Annotated in this window: 11 protein-coding genes and 1 tRNA gene; 9 read left to right on the top strand and 3 right to left on the bottom strand. The window is 63.7% G+C overall.

Annotated elements, in window-relative coordinates:
* Positions 1–321 precede the first annotated feature (321 nt).
* Together RT614_RS14940 and RT614_RS14935 are read right to left on the bottom strand one after the other, a co-directional pair.
* Complete coding sequence (locus RT614_RS14940; protein ID WP_313622890.1) at positions 322–1,608, bottom strand: phospholipase A; 1,287 nt, start codon at positions 1,606–1,608, stop codon at positions 322–324.
* A gap of 155 nt (positions 1,609–1,763) precedes the next feature.
* Positions 1,764–3,266: an aldehyde dehydrogenase family protein gene (locus RT614_RS14935; protein WP_313622889.1), complete on the bottom strand. Its 1,503-nt coding sequence runs from the start codon at positions 3,264–3,266 to the stop codon at positions 1,764–1,766.
* A 221-nt stretch (positions 3,267–3,487) separates the two neighbouring features.
* Between RT614_RS14935 and RT614_RS14930 the strand changes: the two genes are divergently transcribed.
* From RT614_RS14930 to RT614_RS14890, 9 genes are all read left to right on the top strand, one after another.
* Complete coding sequence (locus RT614_RS14930; RefSeq protein ID WP_313622908.1) at positions 3,488–4,237, top strand: amino acid ABC transporter ATP-binding protein; 750 nt, start codon at positions 3,488–3,490, stop codon at positions 4,235–4,237.
* An 86-nt stretch (positions 4,238–4,323) separates the two neighbouring features.
* Complete coding sequence (locus RT614_RS14925; protein WP_313622888.1) at positions 4,324–5,115, top strand: ABC transporter substrate-binding protein; 792 nt, start codon at positions 4,324–4,326, stop codon at positions 5,113–5,115.
* Positions 5,116–5,133: 18 nt separating this feature from the next.
* Positions 5,134–5,826, top strand: coding sequence for an amino acid ABC transporter permease (locus RT614_RS14920; protein ID WP_313622887.1), 693 nt, complete (start codon positions 5,134–5,136; stop codon positions 5,824–5,826).
* A 3-nt stretch (positions 5,827–5,829) separates the two neighbouring features.
* Positions 5,830–6,519, top strand: a complete 690-nt coding sequence (locus RT614_RS14915) for an amino acid ABC transporter permease (RefSeq protein ID WP_313622886.1) — start codon at positions 5,830–5,832, stop codon at positions 6,517–6,519.
* Positions 6,520–6,528: 9 nt separating this feature from the next.
* Positions 6,529–7,821, top strand: coding sequence for an FAD-binding oxidoreductase (locus RT614_RS14910; RefSeq protein ID WP_313622885.1), 1,293 nt, complete (start codon positions 6,529–6,531; stop codon positions 7,819–7,821).
* Positions 7,822–7,848: 27 nt separating this feature from the next.
* Positions 7,849–8,433 (top strand): XRE family transcriptional regulator, encoded by a 585-nt coding sequence (locus RT614_RS14905; protein ID WP_313622884.1) that lies wholly within the window; start codon positions 7,849–7,851, stop codon positions 8,431–8,433.
* A gap of 71 nt (positions 8,434–8,504) precedes the next feature.
* Positions 8,505–8,581, top strand: a tRNA-Arg gene (locus RT614_RS14900).
* A gap of 574 nt (positions 8,582–9,155) precedes the next feature.
* Positions 9,156–9,398 carry a hypothetical protein gene (locus tag RT614_RS14895; RefSeq protein ID WP_313622883.1) on the top strand — a complete coding sequence of 81 codons (243 nt, stop codon included), beginning with the start codon at positions 9,156–9,158 and terminating at the stop codon, positions 9,396–9,398.
* Between the two features lie 330 nt (positions 9,399–9,728).
* Positions 9,729–9,932, top strand: coding sequence for a cold-shock protein (locus RT614_RS14890; RefSeq protein ID WP_174544694.1), 204 nt, complete (start codon positions 9,729–9,731; stop codon positions 9,930–9,932).
* Positions 9,933–10,865: 933 nt separating this feature from the next.
* Here the strand turns inward: RT614_RS14890 and RT614_RS14885 are convergent.
* The gene (locus RT614_RS14885) at positions 10,866–11,249 is read right to left on the bottom strand and encodes a response regulator (protein WP_313622882.1); all 384 of its coding nucleotides are present in this window, start codon (positions 11,247–11,249) and stop codon (positions 10,866–10,868) included.
* Between the last annotated feature and the right edge of the window lie 51 nt (positions 11,250–11,300).

Below are 11,300 nucleotides of genomic sequence, written 5' to 3'. Positions count from 1 at the left end.
GCTCCTTCCGATTCCCTCGGGCGCATCTACACGCCCCGCGCACCCCAGGCCGCCGCCGCACCGGCTCCGGTGTCTCGGGTTTGGCGGCAGTGGGGAAGGGTGGCTTGCTTGGCGTTTTTGCGGTGGGCGGTTTTGTGCCGGAAGATCTTGCGGGGTTGCCAGATGTCGGCCGCGCGGGCGGCCTTATCTGGCGATTGGGTGTCTTGCGTCGGCGTTCGAGATTCGTGGCTCGCGTGCGTCGGCTCGCCTTCTTCACGAAGTGGCGCGGGGTGATGTTGCGTCGCTTGCGCGGACTGCGTTTCGCTCACGCAGCCCGCGCCCTTACGGAATCAGCGACAGGCCTACGCGGAACTGGCTTTCGTTGCGTTGGTTGTAGCCCAGCAGCGTTTCGCCATACCCGTTGAAGTACTGCATGTACAGGTAGCCGTTCCAGTTGAGGAACGTGCGTTGCAGGGGCCATGCGAACTCAAGCTGGGTGGTGCGGCGCTTTTGGTCGCCCTGGCGGTACATGGCGGAGACGACGGCGCCGTTGTCCTGGGCCCAGCGCAGTTGCCAGTCGACGTGGCCGGCGTAGGCGGAGTAGTCGCTGTTTTCGTTGGCGACGCCGAAGTAGGCCTTGACCTTGGGGGCGAAGGTGAGGGTGCTGCCGCTGTCGAAGCGGTAGTGGAAGCGCGGTTCGATGTAGCCGTCGTTCAGCGAGCGGGAGTCTTCGCCGTCTTTGCCGTTGGAGGCGTGTTCGACGCCGGTGTTCATGCCGAAGCGCCAGTTCTGGTTTTCGGATTTCCAGATGTCGTCGGAAAGCCAGAAGACGCTGGGGTTGAAGGTGGTGTCGATGAAGGGCTTGGAGTCGCTTTCCAGGTCCCACAGCGAGGTCTGGGTGTAACCCAGGTAGAAGTCGTCGTGCCAGGTGTCCGGGCCGCCGCGCGGGCTTAGCAGGCGGTACTTTGCGCTGATCTGGAAGCGGGCGGTGGTGAGGCCGCGCGTGCCGACGGCGAAGTAGACGGGTTTGTAGGCCGAGAAGGAGCTGCGGAATTTGTCGAAGGCGGCTTGTTCGACGGACTGCTCGACGGCGTCGGCCGGTGCGGGGCCGGCTTCGGGCGATGCGCCGGCTGCGGCGACGGCGGCGGGTGGCACGGGTTGGCCGCTGCGCGGGTCGACGACGGGTGTTTGGGCGGGCGTGGAAGCCAGGGTTCCGCTGTCGCGGCCGGTGGCGTCCAGGGCCATCATGGACGGCTGGCCTTCGATGGAGACGGCTTGCAGGCCACGCGCGGTGGCGGGCACTTCGGCGCTCCAGGACATGCGCGCGAAGTTGTTGACGGGCACGCTGTAGTTGCCGCGGCCGCTCGTTAGCTTGGCCAGGCTGCGCACGACCTGGCCGTCGGGGCTGCGCCACTGCAGGACCAATTCAGGTGGCGGTTCCCAGTCGACGCGGGCGCCGCCTTCATTGAAGTACACGGCCTCGATGGTGACGGTTTCGCCGGGCGCCGCCGAGGGGCGGTCCAGCCGGTACGACACGCCTGCCGCGGCGGAGCCGGCCGCGCCCAGGGCCAGGGCGGCGATGAGAAGGCGGGAGGCGGGTGTGCGGTGCAAAGGACGGCTGGAGGTCATTGAGGACGTGTATCGTTTTTGTGATCAGGCAATGTAGCACCGTCCCCGGCAACAGTTTGTAAGTCAGACTAATCGTATGTATGGGCTGTAAAAAACGAAGAAACCCCGCGCACTGGGAGCAGTGCGCGGGGTTTTGCGTTGTGCGGGCTGGCGGTTTATTCGCCGAATTTGATGCCCTGGGCCAGCGGCAGGTTGCGCGAGTAGTTGATGGTGTTGGTGGCGCGGCGCATGTAGTTGCGCCAGGCGTCCGAGCCCGATTCGCGGCCGCCGCCGGTTTCTTTTTCGCCGCCGAAGGCGCCGCCGATTTCGGCGCCGGACGTGCCGATGTTGACGTTGGCGATGCCGCAGTCCGAACCGGCCGCCGACAGGAAGGTTTCGGCTTCACGCAGGTCGTTGGTGAAGATGGCGGACGACAGGCCTTGCGGCACGCCGTTCTGCATGGCCAGGGCGTCGCCGAATTCCTTGTAGCGCATCACGTACAGGATGGGCGCGAAGGTTTCGTGGCAGACGACGTCGGTCTGGCTGGGCATTTCGGCGATGGCGGGGCGCACGTACCAGGCGTCGGGGTACTGGTCGGCAAGGACGCGTTCGCCGCCCGTCACTTTGCCGCCCTGTTCACGCGCGGCAGTCAGGGCGGCCTGCATGGCGTCGAAGGAGGCGCGGTCGATCAAGGGGCCGACGAGGTTGCCGCTGTCCAGCGGGTTGCCGATGGGGGCGCTGGCATAGGCTTTGTGCAGGCGCTGAACCAGTTCGTTGGCGACGCTTTCGTGGACGATCAGGCGGCGCGTGGTGGTGCAGCGCTGGCCGGCGGTGCCGATGGCGCCGAAGACGATGCCGCGCGCGGCCATGTCCAGGTCGGCGGTGGGGCCGACGATGATGGCGTTGTTGCCGCCCAGTTCCAGCAGGACGCGGCCGAAGCGCTGTGCGACGCGCGGGCCCACCTGGCGGCCCATGCGCGTGGACCCGGTGGCCGACACCAGCGCGACGGCATGCGAGTCCACCAGGGCCTCCCCGACGTCGCGGCCGCCGATCAGGACTTCGGACAGGCCCGCAGGTGCGTCGCCGAACCGTTGCACGGCCTGCGCGAACAGGGCCTGGCAGGCCAGGGCGGTCAGCGGGGTTTTTTCGGAAGGCTTCCAGACGACGGCGTTGCCGCACACCAGCGCCAGCGCGGCGTTCCAGGACCACACGGCGACGGGGAAGTTGAAGGCGCTAATGACGCCGACAACACCCAGCGGATGCCAGGTTTCCATCATGCGGTGGCCGGGGCGTTCGGAAGCGATGGTCAGGCCGTAGAGCTGGCGCGACAGGCCGACGGCAAAGTCGCAGATGTCGATCATTTCCTGCACTTCGCCTTCGCCTTCGGCGACGATTTTTCCGGCTTCCAGGCTGACCAGGCGGCCGAGTTCACGCTTGTGCTGTCGCAGGGTTTCGCCGAACAGGCGGATGAGTTCGCCGCGGCGCGGGGCGGGCACGTCGCGCCACGCCAGGCTGGCCTGGCGCGCGCGTGTGATGGCGGAATGGGCCTGGGCCACCGTGTGTTCGTGGACTTGCGCCAGTTCGGCGCCGTCGATCGGGCTGCGCGCAATCAGCGTGCCGCCGGTGAGGGCGCTGGGGTTCAGTCCGAGATTGCGCAGGATGTCTTGGGGGGTGTCCATGCCGGTTCCTTCGATTGCCTGCGAAGGCGGGCCTTCGCTTTCGGGTTATGCGGGTTATGCCTAAGTGGCGATTCCGGAAAAAAATTTACTATACGAAACTATGACGTGAAATGCGAAATATTTTTGTGGCGCCCTGTCTGGCGCCCTTGAAACGCCAGTGCAATCTAAAGTCCGGCTTCTTCATTGCGGGCTTCCTGCGCACTGCACCTGAAGGTGAATTCGTGGCGGAACCATTGCTCGTTGTCCAGGCAGTCAAGAAGACCTATCAGCGCGACGGGCATCCCCCGCATCTGGCGCTGGACGGCATCGATTGCCAGTTGGAACGCGGCGAGGTCATGGTCATCGTCGGGCCGTCGGGTTCGGGCAAGAGCACGCTGCTGCGCACGCTGAACGGGCTCGAAACCATCGACAGCGGCACGATCCGCGTCAATGGCGTGTCCCTCACGGACACGGCCACCGACGTCAATAAATGGCGCACCGACGTCGGCATGGTGTTCCAGCACTTCAACCTGTTCCAACACCGTACTGCGCTGGACAACGTGGCGCTACCCCAGCGCGTGGTGCGCGGCCGCAACCGCGCCGATGCCGAGCGCTATGCTCGCGATCTGCTGGGCCGCGTCGGTATGGCCGAATACGGCGACCGCTACCCCAGCCAGTTGTCCGGCGGCCAGCAGCAGCGCGTGGCGATCGCGCGCGCGCTGGCCATGGACCCCCAGCTCATGCTGTTCGACGAGGCCACATCGGCGCTCGATCCCGAAACCGTGGGCGGCATTCTTGAATTGATGCGCGCGTTGGCGCGTGACGGCATGACGATGGCGGTGGTGACCCACGAAATGGGGTTTGCCCGCGACGTGGGCGACCGGGCGCTCTTCATGGACGCCGGCCGCATTGTGGAAATGGGCACGCCCGACGAGGTTTTCTGCCATCCCAAAGAGGCGCGCACCCGCGCCTTCCTGGAAAAGATTCTGTAGTCCCGCCGGTCCGGCTTATCCGGGCGCTGCCGGCGCGATGTGCCTTGCCCGGAACGATATGGGTCCAATCACCAAAGGGGTTAGAAATGCTGAAAATCAAACAATGGCTGGGCGTGGCCAGCGTCGCCCTGGCGGCCGCCACCGTGGCCCTGCCGGCACAGGCGGACGAACTGGCGGACATCATCAAACGCGGCGAATTCCGGGTGGCGGTGCAGACATCCGGGCCGCTCATGAGCTTCATGGACAAGTCGGGCAAGCGCACGGGCCTGGCCGTGGAAGTGGCCAAGCGCATGGCCGACGACCTGGGCGTGAAGCTGGTTCTGCAGGACTATGAATGGAAGGGTCTGCTGCCCGCGCTGCTGTCCGGCAAGGCGGACATGGTGGCCGCCGACATGACGCCCACGCCGCAACGCGCCGCGCAGGTGTTGTTCTCGCTGCCGATGTTCTACGCCGACACCGTCGCCGTCGTGCCCAAGGATTCTCCGTACAAGACCTATCAGGAACTCGACAAGGCTGGCGTGAACGTCGGCGTGTTGGGCGCCAGCACCTACGCCGAAGTCGGCAAGAAGATGCTGCCCAAGGCCACGCTGAAAGAGTTCTCGGGCGGCAGCGCTCCGGTCGGCCAGGCTTTGTCCAGCGGCCGCCTGGACGCCGGCATCATGTCGCTGTCCACCGCCAATCAGTTCCTGGTCGACTTCGGCAACCTGCGCGTGCTGGAAGGCGTCATGGTGCGCGAGCCGCTGGCCTTCGCCGTCGGCCCCAACGCGTTCCGCCTGAAGTTCTGGCTGGACAACTGGCAGGTGCTGAAGACGGCGGACAACACGCTGCCGGACCAGGTGCAGTACTGGTATTCCACCGATTGGAAGAAAGACCACTGATCGGAGACGGGACCGCCCATGGACTGGCTGATCGATTTCTATAACTGGCGCATCGTCAGCCAGTACACGGGCCAATTCGCCACGGGCCTGGCCAACACCCTGATCGCGGCGGGCGCAAGCCTGGTGCTGTCGGTGCTGGCCGGCGTTCCGCTGGCCCTTGCCCATATGTCGTCCCGCGCCCTGGTGTGGCGCCCGGTGGCGGCCTATGTGCAATTCGTCCGCTCCACCCCCTTGCTTGTCCAGATCTACCTGGTCTATTACGCCGTGCCGTCGCTGGTGCCGGGCGCCAAGGGCTGGAGCGAGATGGTGCTGGGCATCATCGCCATGACGGTGCACCACGCCGCCTACATGAGCGAAATCATCCGCGTCGGCATCGAATCCGTGCCGCGCGGCCAGATCGAAGGCGCCAAGGCGTGCGGCATGAACTACCACCAGCGCCTGCGCTATGTGGTGCTGCCCCAGGCCTTCGCCAATACGCTGCCCCCCTTGCTGGGCCAGACCGCCGTGCTGATCAAAGACACCTCGCTGCTGTCGCTGATCACGGTGTTCGAACTGGTCGCGGCGGGCGTGCAGATGAACAGCGACCGCATCGTGCCCAACGAGGCCTTCCTGACCATCGCCGCGGGCTATCTGCTGATCTACGGCGTCATGCTGCTGCTGTCCCGGGGCGTGAGCCTGTGGCTGGCCGGCCCGGCCTGGAACGCGAGGTAAGCCATGCTCGACACCTATCTTTCCACCGCGGGCGTCGTGCTGCCTTTCTTGCTGAAGGGCTTCTGGGAAACGCTGAAGATATCCTTCGTGGCTATCATCGCCGGATCGCTGCTGGGCTTCGTCATCGGCGTGATCCGCAGCTACCGCATCCGTGGCGTCCACCAGCTGCTGGGCCTGTACATCCACATCCTGCGCGGCACGCCGTTCCTGGTCCAGCTCTATATCTTCTACTTCGTGCTGCCCAGTTCCGGCATCGAACTGCTGCACTGGGATTCCGGCACGGCGGCATTCGTGTCGCTGTCGGTCTATACCTCGTGCTATGTCGCCGAGATCGTCATGGGCGCCATCCAGGCCGTGCCGCGCGGCCAGACCGAAGGGGCGATGACCCTGGGCCTGCGTCCGCTGCAGATCCTGTGGCTGGTCGTTCTGCCGCAGGCCATGCGCCTGATCGTGCAGCCCATGAGCGGCGTGTACGTCATGCTGATCAAGAGCACGGCGATCCTGTCCGTGGTAGGCATCACGGAACTGACCCGCCAGGGCGAAGTGTTCATCATCACCTTCCCGGCGCAGTCCCTGTTCATCTACGGCATGATCGCCGCCATCTACTTCATCTACTGCTACCCGCTCCTGCGCCTGGCCAACTGGCTGGAAAAGCGCCTGACCGGGGGCTTGCAGGGCGCAAGCCTGCACTGAGCGCACACCATGGTCTCCGAGTACATCGACACCTATTACAAGCGCACGCTCTCCGACGCCGACACCTACTATCCGCCGCTGGCGGGCGCCGCCAGCGCGGACGTCTGCGTGGTCGGGGCGGGCCTGGCCGGCCTGTCCACCGCCCTGGAACTGGCGCGGCGCGGCCGCAACGTCACCCTGCTGGAAGGCAAGCGCATCGCCTGGGGCGCGTCGGGCCGCAATGGCGGATCGGTATCCCCCGCGTTCTCCGCGGGCGCCGACGCCATCCGCAAGCACGTCGACGAAGACCACTACCGCCAGCTCTATCGCCTGTCCATGGAAGGCGTCGAGATCATCCGCGACAACATCCGCAGCCTGCGCATCGCCGACGCGCACAAGGTGGACGGACGCCTGCGCGTCGTCCGCTACGAAGCCACCGACGCGTTGCGGCAGTGGTGCGACAGCCAGCAGCGCGACTTCGGGCGCGACGTGCGCCTCTTGACCCGCAGCCAGGTCCGGGAACGGCTGGTGTCGGACGTGTATTTCCAAGGCATCGAAGACCCCGCGTCCTTTCACTTCCATCCGCTGAACTACGCCCGCGCGCTGGCGCGTGAATGCGTGCGCCTGGGGGTGCGCATCCACGAGGATTCGCCGGTCACGCAGGCCACGCTGGAAGGTCCGGTCAAGCACCTGAAGACCGAGCAGGGCCAGATCGACGCAAGCATCGTGGTGCTGGCCACCGGCGGCTACACCGGCGACACCGTGCCAGCCCTGCGCCGCGCCATGCTGCCCATCGCCACCTACATCATGCTCACCGAGCCCCTGGGCGACCGCGTTCACGAGGCCATCCGCAGCACCGCCGCCATTGGCGATGACCGGCGCGCCGGCAACTACTACCGCGTCCTCGATGGCGGCCGGATCGGCTGGGGCAGTAGAATCACCACCCGTGTCGACGACCCGCCCGATCTGGCCGAGTTCCTGCGCCGCGAATTGCTCAGCGTCTATCCCCAACTTCAAGGGGTGCGCGTCGAAGCAGCGTGGTCCGGGCGCATGGCCTACGCGCGGCACCTGATGCCGCAGATCGGCCTCCTGGGCCCAGGCGTCTGGTACTGCACCGCGTTCGGCGGACACGGCATGAACACCACCTCCATCGGGGGGCGCGTCGTGGCCGAAGGGATCACGGGCGACACCCAGCGCTACAAGCTTTTTGAACCTTTCGGGCTCGCCTGGAACGGGGGAAGCCTGGGCACGGCGGCGGTGCAACTCACTTATTGGTCTTACCAGGCGCGCGACTGGTGGCGGGAGCGTCAATCGCGCACCTGACAATCGCGGGCATCACAGGGTGTACAGATGCAAGGCAACAAACAGAGCGCATTGGCACAACGGCTTCGAGCCTTGCGCCAGGGGCGCGAATGGACTCTGAAGCAGGCGGCCGCGGCCACCGGCGTGTCCGCATCGACCCTGTCGAAAATCGAAAACAGCCTGCTGTCGCCCACCTATGACAACCTGATCAAGATCGCCGCAGGCCTGGATCTGGACGTCGCCGAACTCTTCACCGCGTCCGACGCCCACATGGGCACCGGCCGCCGCAGCCTGAGCCGCCAGGGAGAAGGGCGCCAGTACGAAACCCCGTACTACGACCATCGCCTGCTGTGCACCGCGCTGTCGCACAAGCGCATGATGCCGTTCCATACCCGCGTCAAGGCGCGCTCGTTCGACGAATTCCAGGACTGGAGCCGCCACGGCGGCGAGGAATTCGTCTACGTGCTGGAAGGCGAAGTCCAGCTCTACACCGAGTTCTACGAACCCGCCCGTCTGAAGGCCGGCGAAAGCTTCTATATAGACAGCCGCATGGGCCACCGCGTAATCAGCCTGAGCCCCGACGACGCCATCGTCCTGTGGGTGTCCACGCACACCGATATTGGCGAGGAATAGGGGTCAACCCACTTTTTCCGCAACAAGGTAAAATGCGGCGCCCGGACAGGTTCCGGGCGTCACCACACCGCGCGGCAGTAGCTCAGCTGGATAGAGCACGGGCCTTCTAAGCCCGGGGTCGGGGGTTCGAGCCCCTCCTGCCGCGCCAGGATAACTATAAATATCAATGCCTTGTGTGGTGCCGAAAGTCGTTAACTAGGCAATCGTTAGAACAAAAACGCCCGCGTTAGAATTTCTCTCCGTCGCGGAAGCCTTTTTGACGACTCTTCTGTCGCAGTTTTATGCGTCGTCGCAGGGTTAGCATGGGCGGCGAAATCATACGCATCATGATCGCGGTTTTGGATCTTCGTTGTGATCGCTGCGGGGCGCACATCGTGCAACTCAATGGGAGCGCCGCGCTGGATCGCCCGTCCAATGGCGTCATGGCGCCGATGACCGTCCACCGCCTCAACGCCGGAACCGTCCGACTGGGCGATGACTTCGAGCGCGGGGAACGTGCCGCCGTCCCGAATGTAGGAGGCGAGGGCTTCAATGCCGCGTCGTACTCCTCATCAAGGTCGCGAAGGTTAAAACCCTCTTTCACGCGGATATCGGAATAGCGGACTTAATTGCTTCGGCGCGTCGTGCCGTCCTTGGTCATCGTCTTAAACGATGCGGGGGGATGGGCCATATGACACCTGGAGTGGGTTGGAATACGATCTTCCAAAGTGAAGGAGACATCTATGGAAGAGATCGACGGATTCAGGATTACGCGGGGCGCAACCCTCGTTCAGGAGGGCTATTTGCCGGTAATTGAGGCACTCGGACGGACTGACGACGGACGCACTGCGAAGGGGTACGTCACAGTCACTCAGTTCGGGGCATATACGAGTAAGGACGATGCGATCAGTGCCGCGAAGGTGGTGAAAGTTCGCGCTGTCGTCATAGAAGGCGGCGGCGTTTCCATTCGAATTGACGGCTATTAACCTGCGCGTGGGTGCGGTGTCCATTCGGGGCTCCAGGTATCGCGGGCGGCATGCTGACGGGCGATGTGGTCATCCGGGACGGCTATGAAAATGGCGGCGAGGACGGTGAACGCGGCGGCGACCCGCTCCCCGAAGCCGCCGCTGTGCGGGACAGGCGTGCTGCTACTTGCTGATGGTGTTGCCGAACTTGAGAACGCCGGTCACGTGTTCAATGAATCGGGCGAAGCCGGCACATGTGTTATTTAGCAACGGCTATATCTATGTAGCGGGCAATAGTCCATAGTGGGCCTGGGTATACTTTTCCCTGAACATCAAGGACTTACATTGAAGATTGAAACTGGTATTGTGAAGTGGTTCAACAACGACAAGGGCTACGGCTTTATCTCCCCGGAACTTGGCGGTAAAGACCTCTTCGCTCACTACTCTGAAATCCAGGGTGATGGGCACAAATCTCTTGAAGAGAACCAGCGCGTGTCGTTCGTCGCCGGCCAAGGACAGAAAGGTCCTCAGGCGACAATGATCAAACCGATTTAAGAACTGGCTGGCTTGCCTGAAGGCAAGCGGGCTGGCACCTAGCAAGTGGGGCCGAATCCTTTGAAACAGGGGATTCGGCCCTTTGGCTTTAGGCGACCGCGAGCTACTTGCTGATTGTGTTGCCGAAGTTGAAAACGTCGATCAGTTCGTCAATGAAGCGCACGAGTGTTTCGAGCATGGCATTGTTCCGTAGATTAAGATTGGGAACGGCGTTCATTTTCGCTCACTTCAACCCTGGGGCTCCAGGTCAGGCAGCCGGCATTCAATCGCGAGTAGTGCAGTGCCGTCTGGCAGTTGATAATCGTTGTCGCCGAGCCACGTGACGGGCTCGCCGTCGCGCAAGCAGCAGTAGTAATTGGCCCAGGCCCCGTCGTGGTTGGGAGCAGCCCTGTAGCGGCGCTGGATGATATACGTAATCCCGTTGGCGTCCACCGCTACTATCTCAGTGGCGCGTTTCGTATGGTCTAGTGGCATGACGCGGCCTCCATTTGTGGGGTGGTGCTCATCTCGTGCGATAACAGCGCCACCGTCCGTTGTGCTGACGTGGATGGTCTCCGGCGCACGCCCCACCCGCGAAACTCAGACGTTCAGAGCCGATTGCGCTGGGTACGCTTCAAGGTGCGCACTTAGCCCGCGTAGTGATAGTTGTCCGGCGTCCAAGGGTCGTCAATCACAATGGTTGCTTTCTTGGGCGGTACAACGGATTGAGGGGTGTGGCCTGGCTGTAGCGCCGGGAGTGCGGCGCTCTTCGGCGAGAGATATTCCTCGGCCACTTGGTGCAGAGTTGTGACGAGCTGATTGATAAAGGGGAAGGGCATTCAGGTTCCAGGGGGGCTGCAGCGGACGAAGTCCGGCAATGCTTATAGCGATCCTTCACAGTACGCTCCGCACCGCTTATAACCTAAGTCTCAATTGAAACAAACTAACCCGCCGTTAATCGGGGGCCTCATCCTTTTTCGACCGCGCGCTTGCGTAAATGCACTTGAATAGAGTGCTCAGGTGAGCGGGTTTGATGAGCCAAGCGTCCACGCCTTCCGGTAGCAAGCTGGGCTCGCGGTCCGGGAGGCTTCCGCTAAAGATGATTATGCGCGCGGGTATTTCAGGGCAGGCCGCCTTCAGCTGCGCGGCCAGGTCAAGTCCAGAGACGTCTGATAGTTTGACATCCAAGAGAACGGCGTCGGGGGCGAATTCGCGCGCGGTGCGTAGGGCGCCCGCGCCATCGCAGGCAATCTGGACGGTAACTTCCGAATCCATCTTCAAACACTCAGCCGTCAACTGGGCCGAAGCTCTGTCGTCGTCAACGATAAGGACGGGCATTGCCTAGTCTCCCGACACCAGCGCGGACACGGCACAGCCTGGGATCGACTG

This window comes from Achromobacter sp. (genome assembly GCF_032102605.1).
Taxonomy (GTDB): domain Bacteria; phylum Pseudomonadota; class Gammaproteobacteria; order Burkholderiales; family Burkholderiaceae_B; genus Achromobacter.
The sequence above is the reverse complement of the archived record's forward strand: the minus strand, read 5'-3'. Positions and strand labels throughout refer to the sequence as shown.

Bases quoted from the DNA above. Each gene is read 5' to 3' on its own strand.
- RT614_RS14940 (WP_313622890.1), bottom strand. From the start codon at position 1,608: ATGACCTCCAGCCGTCCTTTGCACCGCACACCCGCCTCCCGCCTTCTC.
- RT614_RS14935 (WP_313622889.1), bottom strand. From the start codon at position 3,266: ATGGACACCCCCCAAGACATCCTGCGCAATCTCGGACTGAACCCCAGC.
- RT614_RS14925 (WP_313622888.1), top strand. From the start codon at position 4,324: ATGCTGAAAATCAAACAATGGCTGGGCGTGGCCAGCGTCGCCCTGGCG.
- RT614_RS14920 (WP_313622887.1), top strand. From the start codon at position 5,134: ATGGACTGGCTGATCGATTTCTATAACTGGCGCATCGTCAGCCAGTAC.
- RT614_RS14915 (WP_313622886.1), top strand. From the start codon at position 5,830: ATGCTCGACACCTATCTTTCCACCGCGGGCGTCGTGCTGCCTTTCTTG.
- RT614_RS14910 (WP_313622885.1), top strand. From the start codon at position 6,529: ATGGTCTCCGAGTACATCGACACCTATTACAAGCGCACGCTCTCCGAC.
- RT614_RS14905 (WP_313622884.1), top strand. From the start codon at position 7,849: ATGCAAGGCAACAAACAGAGCGCATTGGCACAACGGCTTCGAGCCTTG.
- RT614_RS14895 (WP_313622883.1), top strand. From the start codon at position 9,156: ATGGAAGAGATCGACGGATTCAGGATTACGCGGGGCGCAACCCTCGTT.
- RT614_RS14885 (WP_313622882.1), bottom strand. From the start codon at position 11,249: ATGCCCGTCCTTATCGTTGACGACGACAGAGCTTCGGCCCAGTTGACG.